Below are 20,141 nucleotides of genomic sequence, written 5' to 3'. Positions count from 1 at the left end.
ATTGGGGCGCGGTCCGGTTTTCCGGGCTCTCTCTTATTATACCGGTGTAACGCCTTTTCCCTGGGATTTCTGCGACTTCGACCCCGGGGCATTCCGGCCCACCTTCTGCGGGGGGGCCCTCGGGCCGCCCGCTCGACGATCCCCCTCACCAGGGGGTCTTTCCAGCCCGGGCCCGCCGATTCACCCCTTCGGGCGGGCGCTCGGAGTGAACGGCGGGTGTCCGGGGGGCGCTTTCGCCGTGCGTCCCCCGGCGCCGGCCGTCGTGGGCCCGGAGCCGCCGTGGCGTCGCCGGTCCGGGCCGCGCGATGCCGATGCGAGCCGTACCGCGTGGGCATGGCAGTCTTAGACCTGCGGAATCAGGTTCGAGTGCGGACGAGGAGAGCGGTCACAGTGCAGCGCTGGCGTGGCTTGGAGGACATCCCCCAGGACTGGGGACGCAGCGTCGTCACCATCGGCTCCTACGACGGCGTACACCGCGGGCACCAGCTGATCATCGGACGCGCGGTCGAGCGCGCCCGTGAGCTGGGCGTGCCGTCGGTCGTCGTCACGTTCGACCCGCACCCGAGCGAGGTCGTGCGGCCCGGCAGCCACCCCCCGCTGCTCGCCCCACACCACCGCCGGGCGGAGCTCATGGCGGAACTGGGCGTGGACGCGGTGCTGATCCTGCCGTTCACCCAGGAGTTCTCGAAGCTCTCGCCGGCCGACTTCATCGTGAAGGTGCTGGTCGACAAGTTGCACGCGCGTGCGGTCATCGAAGGGCCCAACTTCCGCTTCGGGCACCGGGCGGCCGGGAACGTGGCCTTCCTGGCCGAGCTCGGGCAGACGTACGACTACGAGGTCGAGGTCGTCGACCTGTACGTGCGGGGCACGGCGGGCGGCGGCGAGCCGTTCTCCTCCACGCTCACCCGGCGGCTCGTCGCCGAGGGCGACGTCGAGGGCGCGGCGGAGATCCTCGGCCGGCCGCACCGCGTCGAGGGCGTCGTGGTGCGCGGGGCGCAGCGCGGCCGTGAACTCGGTTACCCGACGGCGAACGTCGAGACGCTGCCGCACACCGCGATCCCCGCCGACGGGGTGTACGCGGGCTGGCTGACCGTCGAGGGCGAGCGGATGCCCGCCGCGATCTCGGTCGGCACGAACCCGCAGTTCGACGGCACCGAGCGGACGGTCGAGGCGTACGCCATCGACCGGGTCGGTCTCGACCTGTACGGACTGCACGTCGCCGTCGACTTCCTCGCGTACGTGCGCGGGCAGGAGCGGTTCGAGTCGATCGAGGCGCTGCTCGAAGCCATAGGGGCGGACGTGAAGCGGTCGAGCGAGCTGATCGAGGCGTACGAGGTCCGGGCCGCGCGGACCACTCCCTAGGGTCGCGCCCGACCCGTCACCCGTCACCGGTCGCCCGGCTCAGGCGTCGGCCGCCTCCTTCCCCGCGACGCGGGCCGCCGCCCAGTGGCAGGCGACCTGCGCCTCCCGGCCTCCGGTCAGGACCGGCAGGAGCGTCGTACGGCAGTCCGCGGCCACGCCCGCCCGCTCGGCGTCACCCGAGGCGAGGACCTGGCACCGGGCGTGGAAACGGCAGCCGCCGGGAACGCGGGACGGGTCCGGGGGCTCGCCGCTGAGGACGACGGGTGCTTCCCGCGACTCCGGAAGTACCGACAACAGGGCCTGTGTGTACGGATGCTGAGGGGCGGTCAGCACTTGTTCCGCCGGGCCCGTCTCGACGATCCGGCCGAGGTACATCACCGCGACGCGGTCCGCGATGTTCCAGGCGAGGCCGAGGTCGTGCGTCACCACCAGTGCGGAGAGGCCCAGTTCGTCGCGCAGCGACAGGAGCAGGGACAGGATCTCGCCCCGTACGGAGGCGTCCAGCGAGGCCACCGGCTCGTCGGCGACGATGAGTTCGGGTTCCAGCACGAGCGCGCCGGCGATGACGACGCGCTGGCGCTGCCCGCCGGAGAGCTCGTGCGGGTAGCGCAGGAAGAAGCGCTCGGGGGGCCGCAGCCCGGCGCGGGAGAGCGCCCCGGCGACGGCGTCGCGCTCGTCACCGGCACAACCGTGGATGCGCAGCCCCTCCGCCACCGCGTCGTACACCGTGTGGCGCGGATTGAGCGAGCCGCTCGGGTCCTGGAGCACCAGTTGCACGCGCTTGCGGTACGCCTTGAGGGCGCGCGAGCCGTAGTCGAGGGGCGCCCCGCCGAACGCGACGCGGCCGGAGGTGGGCGGTACGAGGCCCAGGAGTGAGCGGGCGAGCGTCGTCTTGCCGCAGCCGGACTCGCCGACCAGGGCGACGATCTCGCCGGGGCGGATGTCGAGGTCGACACCGTCGACGGCCCGCGCGTCCGCCGCGCCGCCCCGTCCAGGGAAGGCGACGTGCAGTCCGGCGGCGGAGAGCAGGGGGCCGGCGTCGGTGCTGGTGCTGGTGCTCATGGCTGGCTCCGGGGGAGTACGGGCGGTGGTCAGCTGTGCGGGGCCGGTTCCGCGACCGGGGACTGGGGCGGGACGGCCGCCCCCACCCGTACGCACGCCGCCCGGCGGTCCGTCCCCGCCTCCCGCAGCGCCTGGTCCTGCGTGCCGCACTCCTCCAGGGCGACCGGGCACCGGGGGTGGAACGTGCAGCCGGGCGGGAGCGCCGACGGGTCCGGGGGGTCACCGGGCAGGCCGCGCGGTGACCGGCGGGAGGCCGGGTCGCCGATGCGGGGGAACGCGGCCGACAGGGCCAGGCCGTACGGATGCCGCGCGTCCGTGAAGACCTCGTCCGCCGGGCCCTCCTCGACGACCCTCCCGGCGTACATCACGGCGAGCCGGTCGCACGTGTCGGCGAGCACCGACAGGTCGTGACTGATCATCAGCAGGCTGATGTCCTTGTCGGCCACCAACTGCTCGATCAGCCGCAGGATCTGTGCCTGGATCATCACGTCGAGCGCCGTCGTCGGCTCGTCCGCGACGATCAGCCGGGGGTCGCACGCCAGCGCCATCGCGATCATCACACGCTGCCGCTGCCCGCCGGACAGCTCGTGCGGATACGCGTCGGCGCGCCCCGCCGGCAGCCCCACCTGCTCCAGCAGGTCGCCGGCCCGTCGCCGCGCGGCCGCCGCCGTCGCCCCGCCGTGCAGCAGCACCGGCTCCGCGATCTGCTCCCCGACGCGGTGCACCGCGTTCAGCGAGTGCATGGCGCCCTGGAAGACGATCGAGGCCCCCGCCCACCGCACGGCCCGCAGCCGCCCCCACTTCATGGTGAGCACGTCCTCGCCGTCGAGGAGGATCTGCCCGCCGAGCGTCGCCGACGCGGGCAGCAGCCGCAGCAGCGCCAGCGCCAGCGTCGACTTGCCGCAGCCGGACTCGCCGGCGATGCCGAGCTTCTGCCCGGCGGACAGCGTCAGGTCCACGCCGCGTACGGCGCGCGTCCCGGCGCCGTACGTCACGTGCAGGTCCCTCACTTCCAGCAACGGGCCCTGTGTGCTCATCGGCTCGACACTCCCAGCTTGGGATTCAGTACGGACTCCACGGCGCGCCCGCACAGCGTGAACGCCAGCGCGACGACCGCGATGGCGATGCCGGGCGGCGCCAGGTACCACCAGTGCCCGGAGGAGACCGCGCCCGCCTCCCGCGCGTCCTGGAGCATGCCGCCCCACGAGACGACGTCCGGGTCGCCGAGGCCGAGGAAGGCGAGCGTCGCCTCGGTCAGAATGGCGTTCGAGATGCCGAGGGTGGTCTGGGCGAGAACCAGGGGCATGACGTTCGGCAGGACGTGGCGGCTCATGATGTGCCCGTGGCCGCCGCCGAGCGCCGTCGCCCGTTCGATGTACGGACGGGACTCCACGGCCAGGGTCTGCGCCCGCACGAGGCGGGCCGTGGTCGGCCAGCTCGTGACGCCGATCGCCAGGATCACCGTCCACACGCTGCGCGACATCACCGTGGCCAGCACGATCGCGAGGACCAGCGTCGGCATCACCAGGAACCAGTCGGTGATCCGCATGGTCACGGTCGCGAACCAGCCGCCGAAGTGCCCCGCCAGGATGCCCACGAGCGTGCCGATGGCGACGGAGAGCGCCGCCGCCATCAGCCCGACCGTCAGCGAGATCCGCGCGCCCCAGACCAGCAGTCCGAGCAGCGAGCGGCCGAACTGGTCGGTGCCGAGCGGGAACGCGCCGCTCGGCGCCTCCAGCGCCGCCCCGGGAGCGTGCGTCACACTCTGCACGTCACCGCCGACGAGCAGCGGCGCGGCCAGCGCCACCAGGGCGATCACCGCCAGGGCGCCGAGGCCGAGGAGGCCGGCCCGGTGCGTACGGTACGCACGCCAGAAGCGGGCCACGGACCCGCGCCGCCGTGCCCAGGCGAGGGACGAGGCGCTCTGCGCGGCGGTCGTAGGGGAAGTCATCGGCCCACCCGGGGATCGAGCAGCGGATAGAGCAGGTCGGCGAGGAGGTTCATCAGGATCATCGCTCCGGCGAAGACGACGAACAGCCCCTGCACCAGCGGCAGGTCGGGCACGCTCAGCGCCTGGTAGAAGAGACCGCCGAGCCCCGGCCAGGAGAAGACCGTCTCGACGAGGATGGACCCGGCCGCCACATGGCCGAGGTTGATGAAGACCATGGTGACCGTGGGCAGCAGGGCGTTCGGCACGGCGTGGTGGCGGCGCACCAGGTCGTCCCGCAGCCCCTTCGCCCGCGCCGTCGTCAGGTAGTCGCTGCCCATCTCGTCCAGCAGCGAGGCCCGCATGACCAGCAGCGTCTGCGCGTACCCGACCGCGACCAGGGTGACCACGGGCAGCACCATGTGGTGCGCCACGTCGGCGACGTACGCGAAGCCGGTCTCGCCGCCCGTCTCCATGCCGCCGGTCGGGAACATGCCGGGGATCGGGCCGATGCCCACCGCGAAGGTGATGATCAGCAGCAGCCCGAGCCAGAACGACGGCACCGACCACAGGGTGAGGGCCACGCCCGTGTTGATCCTGTCGCCGAGCCGGCCGTGACGCCACGCGGAGCGGGTGCCGAGCCACAGCCCCAGCACGGAGTAGACGACGACGGCGACACCGGTCAGCAGCAGTGTCGCGGGCAGCTTCTCCGCGATCAGCTCGCCGACCGGTGCGTGGAACTGGTACGAGGTGCCGAGATCGCCGCTCAGCGCCTTGGCGCAGTACTCCGTGAACTGCTGCCACACCGGCAGGTCCAGGCCGAACTGCCGCCGTAAAGAGGCGAGTTGCTCGGCGGACACCTGACGGCCGTGCGTCATGGTGCGCACCGGGTCGCCGGGGATGATCCGGAAGAGGAAGAAGCTGGTGACGAGTACGGCGAAGAGCGAGACGGCCGCGCCGCCGAGCTTCCCCGCGACGTACAGCAGATAGGCACGGGCGGAGCGGGCGCGGGGGCCGGACGGCCCGGTCTTCACCGGGACCGGACCGTCGGCCGCACCCTCCGCGAGGGGGGTGGTGCTTGCAGTGCTCATGTACTACTCACGGTCTTCCGCGGTGGAGCGGCGGCGCATGGCGACGAAGACCACGAGCCCGCCGGCGAGGACCACCGCGACGGCGATGCCGACGACCAGGCCGGTGGAGGAACCGCTCCCGCCGGAGGTGTCGTCCGCCTCCGCGGGCACGGCCGACCACCAGCTCCAGTAGCCGTCCTGGCCCCACAGATTGCCGCCGGACTCGGGCATTGTCGTGATCGCCCTGATCTGGTCGGTACGGTACGCCTCGACCGCGTTCGGATACGCCATGACATTCATGTATCCGGTGTCGTAAAGCCGCGACTGCATCTGTTTCACGAGATCGGCGCGCTTCGCCTGGTCGTACTCCGCCGTCTGCTGCGCGTAGAGCTCGTCGAACTTCTTGTCGCAGATGAAGTTGTCCGTCGCGCCCGTGTCCTTCGGTGTGGAGGGCAGCGCGGCACACGTGTGGATGGACAGGACGAAGTCCGGGTCGGGGTTGACGGACCAGCCGTCGAAGGCCAGGTCGTACTCGCCGGCCAGCCAGGGGTCCGAGACGTTGTCCAGGCAGTCGACCTTCAGCCCGATGCCCAGGTCGCCCCACCACTCCTGCAAGTACTTGCCGATGGCCTTGTCGTTCGGGTCGGTGGCGTGGCACAGGATGCGGAAGTCGAGCGGCTTGCCGTCCTTGCCGACGCGCTTGCCCGCGCCGTTCTTCCGGTAGCCGGCCTCGTCGAGCAGCTTGCCCGCCGCGGCCGGGTCGTACGCGATCTTCTGCTCGGCGGACGGCTTCCAGTGGTACGCCGGGAAGCGCGGCGGGATGTACCCCTCGCCCTCGACGGCGTGCCCCTGGAACACCTTGTCGATGATCGTCTCGCGGTCGGTGGCGGCGAAGAGGGCCCTGCGGACCTTGGGGTTCAGCAGCGCCGGATGGCCGTCGCCGAACTTCTTCCCGTTCTTCGCCCTCGCGCCCGGGTTGGTGGCCAGGGCGTAGAAGCGGCGGCCGGGAGCGTCGTTCACCTTGATGTTCTCGGCCTTGGCGAGGGACGCCGCCTGCGCCGGGGTGAGGTTGGACGCGAACGACACCTCGCCCTTCTGGAGGGCGGCGACGGCGGCGTCACCGTCCTTGTAGTACTTCAGGACCAGCTCGTCGAACTTCGGAGCGCCGCGCCAGAACTTCCGGTTCGGCTTGAACTTGACGTACTGGTCGACCTTGTAGTCCGTCAGGACGAAGGGCCCGTTGCCGACGACGGGGAACTGCTTGTCGTTGTTGAACTTCGAGAAGTCCCCCACCTTCTCCCACACGTGCTTCGGGAGGATCGGCACGTCCAGCGCGGCCATGGTGGCCTGCGGCTTCTTCAGCTCGACCACCAGCTCGGTGGGGCTGGGCGCGGTGACCTTCCTGAAGTTCGCGACGAAGCTGCCGTTGGCGGTGGCCGCGCCCTCGTCGGTCATCATCGTGTTGAACGTCCAGGCGGCGTCCTCGGCGGTGGCCCGCTCGCCGTCCGACCACCTGGAGTTCTCCCGGATGGTGTACGTCCACGTCAGCTTGTCCGGGGACGCCTCCCACTTGGTGGCCAGGCCCGGGATGGCGCGGTTGTCCTTGGCGGAGTAGTTCGTCAGGTTCTCATAGATCAGCCGGTGGACGGTGGTGGAGACCAGGCGCTGGGCCAGGAACGGGCTGAGGGAGTCGACGCTCTGCGAGACCGCTACGGTCAGCGTCCGCTGCCCGTCCGCCCGCGCCTGCCGCGGTGCGGGATTCAGCGGGGTCGCGGCCGCGGCGGTCAGGGCCAGCGCGGTGGCGCCGACCGCGAGCAGGGTGAGGGCTCGGGGCAGGTGGTGGGGGGAGGGCGGAACTGTGGTGTTTTCCATGGACGTTTGACCTCGCGTCATCACTCGCACGGAGAAGGCGTGTTGACCACTGGTGTCCAGCTCGTTATGCGAAGGTGTACCAGCGCTGTTCCGGCCGAGTCAACGATGCCAAAACCCCGTGTGTACTGCGGGAATGCCGCCGCCGACGGCGCCGCGCGCGTGTCGCGGACACCCCGCGTCCCCTCATTGGTCTACACCCTTGCCGCCTCCCTGGTGAGGGTATGGCGGAGACCGCGGTCGCGCCCGGGGCGCGGGTGGGGCCGTACGGTAATTTGGGCAGCTCCAGCTTCTGCTTACCGGGGGACCCCTTCATGAGCCAGCCCTGGCAGCCCCAGTACAACCCGGGCCACCAGCCACCCGTACCCCAGCAGCCGCCCGGGCCCCCGCAGGGGTTCGGCGCGCCGCAGGCCGGCCCGGGGCAGTTTCCGGGGCAGTTCCCGGCGCAGCCGGCCCACCCGCAGGCGCCCTACGGGCCGCGGCCGAGGTCGGGAAGCCCGGTCGGAGCGTTCTTCCTCGGCTTCTTCGCCTCGGTGGTCATCTCCCTCGTGTACGGAGGCGTCGTCTACGCCACGTACAAGGACCAGTCGCCGAACACCGTCTACGCCCTGTACCTGCTGCACGCCCTGGTCAACGGAGCCGCCGTCGGCACACTGGTCGGTCTGGTGGGCCACCGGAGCACCGGAGCGCACATCAGCGGGGCTGTCGTGGCCGCGCTCGGCACCTTCTTCGGCTTCACGAACGCCGTGGTGTTCGTGACCCTGGACGCCGGCGGATGGTACGGCTTCCGGAACATGATGCAGGCCGACGCCCTCATCCCCGCCAAGTCGTGGTGGGGCGCCGAGACCGGCAACCCGCTGATCAGCCTGGGCGGCCTCGTGCTCGCCGCGGCGGCCGCCTGGGGCCTCGCCCACCTGGTCGGCAGGAACCGCCGCTGACACCGCCCGTACGCACGACCGCGCCCCGCCGGATCCTGTCCGGCGGGGCGCGGTGCTGTCACGGTCTCGGCGGCGGGCCTAGGTCAGATCGAACTCGCCGTCGCGCGCGCCGAGCACGAACGCACGCCACTCCGCCTCCGTGTAGCGCAGGACCGTGTCCGGGTCCACGGACGACCTCATCGCGACGGCCCCCTCGGGCAGGTACGCGATCTCGACCCGCTCCTCGTGCTCGCTCGTGCCGGGGGCGCTGTGCCACTCGACGCCAGAGATGTCGAGGGCGTACAGCTCTTCCTTCTCCTGTGCGCTCCCCATCAGTGCAACTCCCTTTCGGCAACGGGCAGGACGTCGTCCGGGCATCTTAGGCCGACCCCGTGTGCCCCGCACACGATCACCTTGTAGTACTCACCCGCACGAGGGACGACCGGCCGGTACTACTGCGTCCAGCCGGGACCGGGCTGCTGCGGGTTCTGCGGCTGAGCCGGCTGCTGCTGCCAGCCCTGGCCCTGCGGCGGCTGCTGCTGGCCCGGCTGCTGCCAGCCCTGGCCGGGCGGGGGAGCGGCGCCGGGGTGCTGCTGGGGCGCGTAACCCTGCGGGGGCTGCTGCTGCGGGATCTGCTGCTGCGGGAGGCCCTGTTGCTGCGGTGCGAACCCCTGGCCCTGCTGGGTGCGGGCGATGTCCTCGGCGACGAGGGCGGAGAGGTGGAAGTACGCCTCGCGGGTCTTGGGGCGCATCATGTTCAGGTCGACCTCGGCGCCCGCCGCCAGGTGCTCGTCGAAGGGCACCACGACGACACCGCGGCAGCGCGTCTCGAAGTGCGCCACGATGTCGTCCACCTTGATCATCTTGCCCGTCTCGCGGACCCCGGAGATCACCGTGAGCGACCGCTGCACCAGGTCGGCGAAGCCGTTCGCGGAGAGCCAGTCGAGGGTCGTCGACGCGCTGCTCGCACCGTCCACGGACGGCGTGGAGATGATGATGAGCTGGTCGGCGAGGTCGAGGACCCCGCGCATCGCGCTGTAGAGCAGACCGGTGCCCGAGTCGGTGAGGATGATCGGGTACTGCCTGCCGAGCACGTCGAGGGCGCTGCGGTAGTCCTGGTCGTTGAACGTCGTGGAGACCGCCGGGTCCACGTCGTTGGCGATGATCTCGAGACCGGACGGCGCCTGCGAGGTGAAGCGGCGGATGTCCATGTAGCTGTTCAGCTGCGGGATCGCCTGCACCAGGTCGCGGATGGTCGCGCCGGTCTCGCGCCGCACGCGGCGGCCGAGCGTGCCGGCGTCCGGGTTGGCGTCGATCGCGAGGATCTTGTCCTGGCGCTCGGAGGCCAGCGTCGCGCCGAGCGACATGGTCGTCGTCGTCTTGCCGACGCCGCCCTTGAGGCTGATCACCGCGATCCGGTAGCACGACATCACCGGCGTGCGGATGAGCGCCAGCTTGCGCTGCCGCTCCTCCTCTTCCTTCTTCGCGCCGAGCTTGAAGCGGGACGGACCCGAGTTGTTCTTACGGGCCTTGGGCTGGTTGCGCAGCAGCCGGTCGGAGGAGAGCTCGACGGCCGCGTTGTAACCCAGCGGCGTACCGGGCGCGGCCTGCTGCTGGGGAGCGCCCGCCTGCGGGCCCGTGGGGGCGGTCCAGCCCTGGGAGCCGTAACCGCTCGGCGCGGACGGGGGCTGCTGCTGGGGCGCCTGCTGCTGCGGGTGCTGCTGGTACTGGGGCTGCTGGGTCTGCGGCTGCTGCTGGTACGGGGCCTGCGGCTGCTGCTGCTGCTGGGGCGCGGGCTGAGCCGCCTGCGGGTAGCCGTAACCCGCTTGCTGCGGCGGGTAGTTGTAGCCGGGCTGCTGCTGCGGCGGCTGCGCCTGCGCGCCCTGCGGGTGTCCCTGCTGCGGCTGCTGCACGGGCTGCGGCTGCGGCTGCGCGGCCTGCGGGTGCGGCTGCTGCGGGTAGCCGGGTGCGCCCGGCCCGCCCTGCGCGGGGTGGCCGGGGTGCTGCTGCGGTACGGGCTGCTGCTGCGGCAGCGGCTGGGCCGCGCCGAACGTGCCCTGCGGAGGCGTCTGGTACTGCGGCTGGTGCTGCTGGGGGAACGGCTGCGGGTAGCCGTAACCGGCCGCGGCGGCCTGCTGGTCCGGCTGCTGACCCTGCGCGGGCACGGCCTGGACCGGCTGCTGGGGGTAGCCGTACCCGTCCGGCACGGGCTGCTGCGGCACGCCCTGCGCGGGGTGTGCGGGCTGCGCGGGCGGCTGCGCCGCGGGCTGGTAGCCCTGGGGCAGCGGGGGCAGTTCCGGCGCGCCCTGCGGCTGGGCCTGCGCCACCGGCTGCGGCTGGGACACGGCGGGCGCCGGCTGGGCGGCCTCGGGCTCGGGTTCGGCGGCGGCCTCGCCGTCGCTGTCGCCCGCGGCGGGGGCTCCGTCGGCCTCTGCGGCCACTTCGGCGGACGGGGCCTCGGCCTCGCCGCCGGGCTCCTCGGCCGCCTCTTCGTCGTCGTCCGGGCTGCCGAAGAGCGCCGCGGCCTCGGCGTCGGCCGCGGCGTAGTTCAGCTGCGGGGCCTGCGGGGCGGGCTCCGCCTGCTGTTCCCGCTCGTCGCCCGCCTCGGGGGCCGCAGCCTGGGGCGCGTTGTCCTGCGCGTCGTCGGAGACCGGGCGCAGCACGGGGAACCCGGGCGCCGGGGCGGGCGCCGGGGCCTGCGCCTGGGGCGCCGCGGCCGGAGGCTGCTGGGCCGGCGCCTGCTGCTGCGGGTACCCGTAACCGCCGGACGTGTCCTGGCCGGGAACCGGTGCGCCGGGCGCGGACTGCTGGGCGGCGGCCTGCGGGGGCGCGGGCTGCTGCGGCGCGGACTGCTGCTGTACGGGCTGCTGGGGCGCGGGTTGCTGCTGTACGGGCTGCTGTGCGTGCTGTTGCTGCGGGGGCTGCTGGGGGTATCCGTACCCGCCCGGCGCGGCCTGCTGCGGGTAGCCGTAACCGCCGGCCTGCTGGGGCGCGCCGGGCCCCTGCTGCTGCGGAAAACCGTATCCACCCGTGCCGTACTGGTCCGCCTGCGGCGCTCCCTGCGCGAACGGCTGCGCGGGCGCCGGGCCCTGCGGGGCGGGCGGCCCCTGCTGGCCCGGGCCGCCCTGACCCAGCGGCGGTCCGGTGGGCGGCGGCGGGGACACGGGGCCGGCGTCGCCCTGGCCACCCGGCGCGGAGCCACCCCGCGTGCTCTGGTCGTACCAGGCAGGAGGCTCGTAGACGATTTCGAACTCGCCGGTGAGGTCCAGCTCGCGGTCGTCCCCGTCCGAGGACTGGCCGTCGCCGTGGTACTCGGACCGATCCCTGTTCACTGCTTTGCCTCCTGGTCAGCAACTGCTGCTGGCGTCGTCGCGGTCGGGCGGATGGGGTGGCGCGTTCCTACGCGGCTGCGACGTTCACCGCATCACCAGAAGACTAATCTTTCGCCCCACGGTACGGAAAAGCGCCCTTGCGTGCGGACCGGCTTCGGGTTCCCCCGCCGGCCCGCCCGCTGCACGCCCCTCCACGACGCCCGGCGCGTGCCCTCAGTCCAGGCGGCGGGCCATGCCGAGCAGGCCCGTCTCCGCGTCCGTGGGCTCCGTCATGACGTACTTGCGATGCTTGCGCGTGCACCACAGGGCGACGTTGTCGGACAGCGTCGGCAGCATCTCCAGGTGCTCCGCCGGAATCCCGAGCGTCTCCCGTACGACGTCCGTCTCCTGCGGCGAGATGCGCTGGATGCCGACCAGCTGCGCCTGCGCGAGCCAGCGCGGCGCGTGCTCCCCGACGAACGGCAGCACCGTCACCACGGCCTGCCACGGCAGCGAGGTGACCCGCCCGCGCGGCGGACGCACACCGCAGTCGCGGATGAGCACCACCGGGCTGGACACCGAAGGACCCTGCGCGGGCACCCGGCCCACCGGGTAGACCGTCATGCACTGCTGACCGCCGCCCGCCGCCTGGGCGAGCTGCTGCCACGCCTGCGGACGGCCCGTCTCCACGGCCACCCGGGCGCCCGTCGCGGCCGAACGCAGCGCCAGTACCTGCGCGATCCACAGACCCCCCACGACGACCACGTCGAAAGGGGTGGGGCGGGCCAGGCCGAGCACCGCCGGCTGGGACTGCGTGTCCGTGCCGATGATGACGCCGTCGTCGCCTATCGGCATGCTGATCGCCGCGATCTCCTCGGCGGTCACGACATGACGGTTGCGACGCGGTCCGCGCAGCCCGAACCCCGGGCTGAAGATGCGCCGTTGCTGCTGGGCCGTCTCCGGGCGGATGATCGGGATGAGACCGGTGTCGGTGGGCGAGGCCACGTGCGCCGGGGTGCGGGCGGGCTCCTGGCCGCGCTGCCCCTGGTTCCTGGTCGGCGTGGGGTAGGACATCAGGAGGTACCTCCGAGCGGCAGGGTGGCGAGTGCTCCGGGGACCTGTTCCCGGTCGAGGCGCACGAGACCGACCTTGGCCGCGCTCGCGGTGCGCTCCAAGTCACGCCGCACCTGGTCGAGTTCGTTCTCGCCGCGGCCCGTGATGCGCACGTGCCCGGCGACGGAGATCCCGCGGTTGCCCGCCTTGCTCAGGGTCATGCTGAACGTCGTCGCGAGGAGCGGCAGCGAGGTGAACTGCGTGACGAGCTGCGGCAGCGCGACACCGCCGTCGCCCAACTGCGGCCAGCGGGAGATCCAGTACGTGGAGTGCCACCGGTCGTCGACCCGCCAGCTGCGCACCGACTCGACCGTACGCCGCTGGGCCGGCCGGCCGTCCTGCCCGCGCTGGGCGTTGGCCCGCGGGTTGAGGCAGCTCGACGTGGCGAGGGCCTGTACGAGCTCGTTCTCGTCCAGGATCGTCGCCCGGAACCCGGCTCCGGCCAGCCGGCTCGCCAGCTGGTCCGCGACGCGCAGCAGCGCCCGCTGGGTGCCGGGGACGCCGTCGCCGCGCGCCTCCACCGCCTCGGGGCACAGCTCCGGGTCGAGCTTGAGCGCGACCCAGGTGAGCCGCAGCGCGGGGGAGCCGGCTTGGGCCTGGAGAGGTCCGTACGACCGTGCGGCGACGGACTGCTGGGGCAGATGGGGCGCGGGAGCGGGCTGGGTGTGCTGCACGACCTGCGCGGAGGCGAGCCTGATGCCGTCGACCTCCAGGGCGTCCTGGACGAGCTGGAGCGGGAGTTGACGATGGGCGAACCCGGGGCGCAGCGGCTCGTCGGCCGGCTGCACGAAGAGCACGGCGGTGAGGAACGACCCGTCACCGATCATGCCGATCGAACGGTCGTCACGGGAGACGAAGGTGTACGTCCGCAGGGCGGGGTCGCACTCCACGGTCGGTGCCAGCATCGGGTCCGTGCCCGGCGGAACGGGCAGCTTGGCCTCGCGCCGGCGGCGCTTGAGCGCGCGCGTCGTCTCGAACCACTCGGGCAGCGGACGGTGGTGCCGGCGCACGATCGCCAACAGCAGCAGCACCGCCGCCACCGCGCCGGCCGGGGCGAGCAGCCACGGCTTGGAAGTGACCCAGGCGGCCAGCATGACGGCCGCCGCCAGCTCGACCAGGATGAGCTGCTGGAGCCGCAGCGGGCCGAGGCCGCCGGGGTGCGGCAGCGTGCGCGGCGCCGCGGAGGTGCCGGCCGCCGCGGGGGCAGGGGCGGGGGCGGCTCTGCGGCCACGGCCCGGTTGCTGCTGTGCGCGGCGTCCGCGCCGAGTGCTCGTAGCGCTGGTCATCCCCCGGGACATCCCTTTCGCGAAGTGGTGGCCGTCGTCGGTGCGGTTCCGTCCACGCGGATCGCGGCGACGGGGCCTGGGGCCACAATTGCCCACGTCAGTTGTGCGAGTGGTCACGGTACCCGTTGATGAACACGGGGCGACACAGGTGCCGGGCTACGAACACGGCACAGCTGTGAAGATGCGGCGGGGACGGCGCACCTGGTGGATCACGGTGGTGCGGCGCAGTGCATAGTAGGTGGCCTGTTCGGCTGAAGCAGCCTTTACGCACGACCACAACGGGAGAGCCAGGACCATGGCAACGCGTCGGGATGAGCTCGCCGCCTATACGTTCGCTCGCAAGCGCACCGTCGCAGCCTTCCTGGCGCCTTCGCCCGGAGGCTCCGACGAGGGAGCGCCGCGGCCCATCCGTACGGTGATGCCCAGCCTGGCGGTGGGTGTCGTCCTGGTGATCGGCTTCATCGCCTGGGGCGTTCTCAAGCCGGTGGCGCCCAAGGGGTGGGACACCCCGGGCCAGCACATCATCGTCGACAGCGACTCCACCACGCGCTACGTCGTCATCGACGACGAGGTGGCGAAGGGCAAGAAGGTGCCGACGCTGCACCCGGTCCTCAACTACGCCTCCGCCAAGCTCCTTCTGGACAAGGGCAAGGGCACCGTCATCGAGGTCCCCGGCAAGGAGATCGACAAGAGCGGCATCCCGCACGGGGCGACGCTCGGCATCCCGTACGCGCCCGACCGGCTGCCCACCACGGAGGACGCCGAGAAGGCCAAGACGTGGGCGGTGTGCGAGCAGCCGGCGCAGGGGTCCGACACCGCCATCGACCGCGCGGTGTTCGTCCTCGACGAGGAGGACGCCAAGTCCGTCGGCGGCACGGGGAAGGTCGACGCCCGCGAGGCGCTGTACGTCGTCGACACGAAAACCAAGGCGGAGTACCTCGTCGACGGCAAGGGCAACGCCTTCGTCCTCGGCGGCTCGGCGGGTCTCGACACCACGCAGATGCAGCAACTGCGCGCCTCCGTCATCGGATCGACGGCCAAGCCGCAGCCGGTGAGCACGGAGTGGCTCAAGACCCTCAACCCCGGCGGTGAGATCTCGTTCCCCGCCGTGGAGGGCATCGGGGAGCAGACCACGCTCCAGCAGCTTCCCGCCGAGGCCACGACGGTCGGCCGGGTGCTCAGGGCGGAAGAGGCGCAGGGGCATCAGTACTACGTCGTGCTGAAGGACCGGATCGCTCTGGTCACGCCGTTCGTCGCCGCCCTCCTCCTCGACTCGCCGTCCGCCTCCAAGGCGTACGGAACCGACGAGGTCGCCGCCGTCAAGGCCGTCACCTCGGACATCATCGAGGCCAACCGCGGCCGCAGCGAGTACTTCTACGACGACAAGGGCTGGCCGCACGACGTCCCGCGGCAGGCCAACCCGGCGGCGACGGCGACCGAGGCCGCGCGTACCACCTCGTGCAGCGTCTTCAGCGGAGGCATCGGAGCGGACGCGAAGCCGAAGCTCGCCGCCTGGGCCGGCGCCGCGTACCCCAAGAAGGTCATCGCCGACTCCCTGAACGCGTACGTCTCTTCGGGCTCGGGACTCCTCTTCCAGGAGGTCGCCGGTGCCGCGGAGGGCGGTGGCTCCACGTACCTGCTGACCGACACCGGCCTGCGCTACTCGCTGCCGTCGAACAACGACAGCGCGGCCGACAAGAGCGGCACGGGCGACGCCTCGTCCCCGTCCTCGGCGGAGAGCGGGGCGACCGAGACGGACAAGGCCCGAACCCGCCTGGGATACGAGAAGGTCAGCCCCACCGCCGTTCCGCGGCCGTTCGCCGAGTTCATCCCCAAGGGACCGATGCTGGACACCGGCAGCGCCGCGCAGCCGCAGAGCCAGTGACCCCAACGGGCATAGACGCAAGGGCACTTGGCGTTGTCGATCACAGGGCCGTCGCGCATGTGTGTGAACTCTGTAACTGATAACCGTCACCTGTGGATGTGTGACGGACGGACGATAGAGTGTGTGCAGCGCTCACTGATATGACGCTTATCCGGGGAGTGGCACAGGCTTCCCGGACCATCAACGACATGGGGGAAGGTTCACCATGGCCGGGCAGTTTCGGGTAACAGAAGATGAGCTGACCAGGCTCTCGGGCCAGATCGCCACCGTGAATGGTCAGATCCAGGGCGAGATCCGCCGTCTCGACGGCGTGATCAGCCAGATCGCGGGGGGCTGGCAGGGCCAGGCGGCCAAGTCGTACCACGAGCTCCAGAACCGGTGGAACGAGGACGCCAAGAAGATGAGCGACATCCTCAACGACATCAAGGAAGCCGTGGACTCCACGCGGAGCAACTACACCGCGTCGGAAGAGCAGCAGAACGCCGAAGTCAGCAAGATCATGTCCGACTTCGGCTGAGCCGACTCTTCCCGACTTCCCACGACTTCTTCCTGAAAGGGAGCGACGATGTCGATTCTCGTCAATTACGCCACCATCACCAACGCGTCCACGGACGTGAAGAACACCGCCGGCCGTATCAAGCAGCAGCTGGACGACGTCGAGGCCGCTGTCCGTCGTGTCGCCGCCACCTGGGAGGGTGAGGCGCAGGAGGGCTACCAGCGCAAGCAGCGCGAGTGGGACAAGACCGCGGCCAACCTGCACGCCACGCTGATGAAGATCGCCGCGGCGCTGCAGAGCTCGGCGGAGAACTACCAGGCCACCGAGAAGAGCAACGCCAACACCTGGGGCTGATCCGGCCCGAGGCACGACGAGTTGGGCCGGCCCGGCGACGCCACGGCGTCCGCTGGGCCGACCCACTTCTGCGACAACCAGATCTTCGGCCGGATCCCGGACCGGAGCGAGAAAGCCTGGGGAGCCTGAACATGGGGGTCCTGACACCCCGTCCGCGTACGCGCACGAGTGGAACCCGCGCACTGCAGCGGGCCTGTGGCGTTCTCGCGGCCGCGGGGATGGTGTGCCTCACGGCCGCACCACCGGCAGCGGCGACCGCCCCTGCGCCCCCCACCCGTCTCGCGGACGCCGACAAGCCGGCCTTCGGACTGTCCGCCAGCTCGGAGTGCACCTTCGGCGGCGAGATCATAAAGTCCACGCCCTGGTCGCTCCAGCGCGTACTCCTGGACCAACTGCGGGAGCAGGCTACGGGCAAGGGCGTCACGGTCGCCGTGATAGACACCGGCGTCGACGACACCAACCCGCAGCTGCGCGGCGCGATGGCCCCTGGCGGCAAGGACTACGTCGGCAAGTCGAAGGACGGAACCGACGACATCGAGGGCCACGGCACCAGGGTCGCGGGCATCATCGCGGCCCGTCCGTACCCGGGCACCGGCTTCGCCGGCATCGCACCGAAGGCCAAGATCCTCTCGCTCCGCTACACCGGCGGCGAAGAGAAGCAGGGCGACTCGGGGACGATGTCCGCCGCCATCCGCGACGCGGTCGCCAAGGGCGCGAAGATCATCAACATCTCGTCGGACACGGCGAACAAGAAGGACAACGGCCCGCTGCGCGCCACGGTGCAGAACGCGGTCGACGCCGGCGTCCTGATCGTCGCGGCGTCGGGCAACGACGGCGCCGACGGCACGTCCGCCGACACCTACCCGGCGTCGTACCCCGGCGTCCTGGCGGTGGCGGCGTCCGACCGCAACGACGAGCGGGCCTCCTTCTCGCAGGCCGGCGACTTCGTCGACATCGCGGCGCCCGGCGTCGGCATGGTGTCGACCGTCCCGAAGGGCGGCCAGTGCACGGCCGACGGCACGAGCTTCGCCGCCCCGTACGTGGCCGGCGTGGCGGCGCTGCTGAAGGAGAAGCACCCGAAGTGGACGGCCGCCCAGATCACCACCCGCATCCAGGAATCCGCCCAGCGCCCCGGCCGCGGCCCGAACCGCTACCTGGGCTGGGGCGTGGTCGACCCGGTCGCCGCCCTCTCGGACGACTCCACCCCGGGCACCCGCCCGCAGGAGGACCCGCCACCGCCACCGGGCTCGACCAAGGTCATCCCCATGGCGGTGACGATGGGCGAGACGGAAGCGGAACAGGAGCGCCGGGTGGCCATGTACGTGGTGGGCGCGGGCCTGCTACTGGTCCTGTTGGCCGGCGGAAGCGGAATCGCGGTGCGCGACTGGCAGAAGAAGCGCGCCGGGCAGTCGGGTTCACCCGGGGCAATTTGAGCGCGTGGGCGCAGAAGAAACGTAGAAAACAGGGGAGAGGACACGGGGTATGAGCGACGGAATGCGGGTCGATCTGAGCGCACTGGATGAGGTCATCCGGAAGCTCTGGGGTCTGCTCGACGACATGGACAAGGCCGGCGGCAAGGTGACGTACTCGACGAACGTCCCGAGCAACGCGTTCGGTAGCGAGAGGTTCCTCGAGTCGAACGATCTCCACCTCGCTCACGAGCAGATGAAGACCAAGATCGAAGGCCTGATCAAGGGCCTGCACGGCCTGATCGACGAGTTCGGCAAGAGCGCCTCGAAGGTCCGGGACAAGTACAACGAGCAGGAGCACGCCAACAAGCACGGGTTGGGCGGCGACTCGGGCCCGGCCAACAAGGGTGCTTACGCCTAAACGACTGCAGGCATCGGTCACAAACGGAGGGGATGAACGAAGATGGGGTACGGCTACCGGCCCACACCCGAGCAGATTGAAGCGCAGCAGAAGCAGCACCAGCAGCGCATCAAGGACGAGCACGACGAGAAGCTCGAAGAGCAGGCGAATGGGGGCAAGACCAGTTTCGACCGGAGTGCTCTCAAGACGCAGTTCATGCAGGAGGGCATTCCTGAGCTGCGCAAGATGATCCTGGACTCGGACCCGGATGCCATCTACGAGGCCAGCCTGAGCTGGAAGCAGGTCCACAACATCCTCTCCGGCGGTGACGGAGACGGCGCGACCGGCGGCGTGGACGCGGTCTCGTCGAAGGACAGCGTCGCCGGCATGCTGCAGACGGCCGTCGACAACGTCATGGAGCACTGGGAGGGCGACGCTGCCCGGGCCTTCCAGCGCAAGGCCGGCGAGATCTCCCAGAAGGTCGTGAACGGCGGCGCCTTCGCCAACCTCGCCGCGGCTCAGATGGATGCCGTGCAGAAGGATCTGCGAGCGGCCAAGGAAAAGATGAGGGACGTCAAGGTCCCCTCGGGCTGGGACAGCTTCTGGAACAAGATGGGCGACTCGGGCGGCCGGGACGACACCATGCTGAAGGAGGACGTCAAGAACGGCGTCAGCGCGGACGCGGCGCGCAAGGCCAACGAGGAAATGCTTTCTGCGGGCAAGGAAGCGCAGCTCCAGGGTGTTGCCGTCATGGAGAGCTTGGCGGCGAACTACCAGGTGTACGCCAAGAACATGAACTCGCAGTCCAAGCACGACCCGAAAGATCCCTTCTCGCCGCCGAATAACGACGTGACGATGCCTCCCCCCATCACTGTGCCGAGCCCTTCTGGAAGTGCTCGCCCCGGGGCGGTAGGCGCAGCTCCCAAGCCATGGAGTGCCGGTGGAACCAGCCAAATTGGCGCAGCCCCGCAGATTCCGCGCGCGAAGGGCATCACGGGCGGTGCCTCCACCCTGCCGACTACCGGAACGAACGTGGACAGCATCAAGCCCGGGCTGACGGGCCCCGGACTTAGCCCTGGTCCCATCCCGGGCGGTGGTGGTGGTGGCGGCGCCGGCGGCGGCGCAATGCCGCCCGGCGGCATCGCTCCCATCGGCGGAGGGCCTGGTCTCGGGGCTGGCGGCGGACGCGGCGGCATTGGAGGTCCGCGGGGGATCTCCCCAGCCGCTCGCAGCGGCCTCGGTGCTGCCGGAGGCCGAGCTGGCCTGAGCGGTGGCCCGGGAGGCGCCGGAGCCGCCCGTGGTACCGGAGGCCGAGCCGGCATGGGCGGCATGGGCGGCGGTGCCGGGGCCGGCGCTGCCGGTCGAGGCGGCGCTGCAGCGGGCGGCCGTGGAGCCCTTGCGAAGGCTCGCGGTGGCGTAGTCGGTGCGGCCAAGACGCCTACTGGTAAGGGCACTGGAACAGGTGCTGGACTCCACGGCAGCCGCGGTGGATCCCAGCGCGGCGGCATGGCGGGCGGTATGGCCGGAGGCATGGGTCGAGGCAACGGCCGACGGCCTGAGGACGAGAACAGCAGGGGCGAGCGTCCTGACTACTTGGTCGAGGACGAAGAGACCTGGATCTCGGAGGAGGATCGCAAGCGTAACGTGCCGCGCAACATCGAGTAGGCACACAAGCGGCCC

At 71.3% G+C, this 20,141-nt stretch carries 17 protein-coding genes; 8 read left to right on the top strand and 9 right to left on the bottom strand.

What is annotated here, in order from left to right; translation table 11 throughout:
* The first annotated feature begins 390 nt into the window (after positions 1–390).
* Complete coding sequence (locus tag ACWGH0_RS24210) at positions 391–1,362, top strand: bifunctional riboflavin kinase/FAD synthetase (protein ID WP_453406309.1); 972 nt, start codon at positions 391–393, stop codon at positions 1,360–1,362.
* 39 nt (positions 1,363–1,401) lie between these two features.
* Here ACWGH0_RS24210 and ACWGH0_RS24205 read toward each other — a convergent pair whose 3' ends face one another.
* The 5 genes from ACWGH0_RS24205 to ACWGH0_RS24185 are packed head-to-tail and all read right to left on the bottom strand — an operon-like array spanning position 1,402 to position 7,293.
* On the bottom strand, positions 1,402–2,424 hold the full coding sequence (locus ACWGH0_RS24205) for an ABC transporter ATP-binding protein (protein WP_453406308.1): 1,023 nt from the start codon (positions 2,422–2,424) through the stop codon (positions 1,402–1,404).
* Positions 2,425–2,453: 29 nt separating this feature from the next.
* Positions 2,454–3,461, bottom strand: coding sequence for an ABC transporter ATP-binding protein (locus tag ACWGH0_RS24200; protein WP_453406307.1), 1,008 nt, complete (start codon positions 3,459–3,461; stop codon positions 2,454–2,456).
* Entirely contained in the window at positions 3,458–4,375 is a 918-nt protein-coding gene (locus tag ACWGH0_RS24195; RefSeq protein WP_453406306.1) for an ABC transporter permease, read from the bottom strand. Before ACWGH0_RS24195 ends, ACWGH0_RS24200 begins: the two co-directional genes overlap by 4 nt.
* The gene (locus ACWGH0_RS24190; protein WP_453406305.1) at positions 4,372–5,442 is read right to left on the bottom strand and encodes an ABC transporter permease; all 1,071 of its coding nucleotides are present in this window, start codon (positions 5,440–5,442) and stop codon (positions 4,372–4,374) included. Before ACWGH0_RS24190 ends, ACWGH0_RS24195 begins: the two co-directional genes overlap by 4 nt.
* Before the next feature lie 3 nt (positions 5,443–5,445).
* Positions 5,446–7,293 carry an ABC transporter substrate-binding protein gene (locus ACWGH0_RS24185; protein WP_453406304.1) on the bottom strand — a complete coding sequence of 616 codons (1,848 nt, stop codon included), beginning with the start codon at positions 7,291–7,293 and terminating at the stop codon, positions 5,446–5,448.
* 311 nt (positions 7,294–7,604) lie between these two features.
* On the opposite strand from ACWGH0_RS24185, the gene ACWGH0_RS24180 reads away from it, so the two are divergent.
* The gene (locus ACWGH0_RS24180; RefSeq protein WP_453406303.1) at positions 7,605–8,228 is read left to right on the top strand and encodes a hypothetical protein; all 624 of its coding nucleotides are present in this window, start codon (positions 7,605–7,607) and stop codon (positions 8,226–8,228) included.
* Between the two features lie 78 nt (positions 8,229–8,306).
* On the opposite strand, the gene ACWGH0_RS24175 is transcribed toward ACWGH0_RS24180, so the two are convergent.
* The 4 genes from ACWGH0_RS24175 to eccE all read right to left on the bottom strand — a co-directional run bounded on the left by ACWGH0_RS24175 (position 8,307) and on the right by eccE (position 13,917).
* Complete coding sequence (locus ACWGH0_RS24175) at positions 8,307–8,540, bottom strand: DUF397 domain-containing protein (protein WP_453406302.1); 234 nt, start codon at positions 8,538–8,540, stop codon at positions 8,307–8,309.
* 119 nt (positions 8,541–8,659) lie between these two features.
* Positions 8,660–11,539 (bottom strand): SCO5717 family growth-regulating ATPase, encoded by a 2,880-nt coding sequence (locus ACWGH0_RS24170; RefSeq protein ID WP_453406301.1) that lies wholly within the window; start codon positions 11,537–11,539, stop codon positions 8,660–8,662.
* A gap of 213 nt (positions 11,540–11,752) precedes the next feature.
* The gene (locus ACWGH0_RS24165; protein WP_453406300.1) at positions 11,753–12,592 is read right to left on the bottom strand and encodes a hypothetical protein; all 840 of its coding nucleotides are present in this window, start codon (positions 12,590–12,592) and stop codon (positions 11,753–11,755) included.
* Complete coding sequence (gene eccE, locus ACWGH0_RS24160; RefSeq protein ID WP_453406299.1) at positions 12,592–13,917, bottom strand: type VII secretion protein EccE; 1,326 nt, start codon at positions 13,915–13,917, stop codon at positions 12,592–12,594. The genes ACWGH0_RS24165 and eccE overlap by 1 nt, the downstream gene beginning before the upstream one ends.
* Before the next feature lie 295 nt (positions 13,918–14,212).
* Between eccE and eccB the strand changes: the two genes are divergently transcribed.
* The 6 genes from eccB (at position 14,213) to ACWGH0_RS24130 (ending at position 20,126) form a co-directional block, all read left to right on the top strand.
* Entirely contained in the window at positions 14,213–15,802 is a 1,590-nt protein-coding gene (gene eccB, locus ACWGH0_RS24155; RefSeq protein WP_453406298.1) for a type VII secretion protein EccB, read from the top strand.
* Between the two features lie 205 nt (positions 15,803–16,007).
* The gene (locus tag ACWGH0_RS24150; protein ID WP_069926597.1) at positions 16,008–16,319 is read left to right on the top strand and encodes a WXG100 family type VII secretion target; all 312 of its coding nucleotides are present in this window, start codon (positions 16,008–16,010) and stop codon (positions 16,317–16,319) included.
* A gap of 48 nt (positions 16,320–16,367) precedes the next feature.
* The gene (locus tag ACWGH0_RS24145; RefSeq protein ID WP_453406297.1) at positions 16,368–16,652 is read left to right on the top strand and encodes a WXG100 family type VII secretion target; all 285 of its coding nucleotides are present in this window, start codon (positions 16,368–16,370) and stop codon (positions 16,650–16,652) included.
* A gap of 218 nt (positions 16,653–16,870) precedes the next feature.
* Positions 16,871–18,085: a type VII secretion-associated serine protease mycosin gene (gene mycP / locus ACWGH0_RS24140; protein WP_453406296.1), complete on the top strand. Its 1,215-nt coding sequence runs from the start codon at positions 16,871–16,873 to the stop codon at positions 18,083–18,085.
* Between the two features lie 49 nt (positions 18,086–18,134).
* Positions 18,135–18,482 carry a hypothetical protein gene (locus ACWGH0_RS24135; protein ID WP_453406295.1) on the top strand — a complete coding sequence of 116 codons (348 nt, stop codon included), beginning with the start codon at positions 18,135–18,137 and terminating at the stop codon, positions 18,480–18,482.
* A gap of 42 nt (positions 18,483–18,524) precedes the next feature.
* Positions 18,525–20,126 carry a hypothetical protein gene (locus ACWGH0_RS24130; RefSeq protein ID WP_453406294.1) on the top strand — a complete coding sequence of 534 codons (1,602 nt, stop codon included), beginning with the start codon at positions 18,525–18,527 and terminating at the stop codon, positions 20,124–20,126.
* The last annotated feature ends 15 nt before the right edge of the window (positions 20,127–20,141 follow it).

Source organism: Streptomyces sp. NPDC054887 (assembly GCF_053610585.1).
This window is presented reverse-complemented; position numbering and strand designations above follow the sequence as displayed.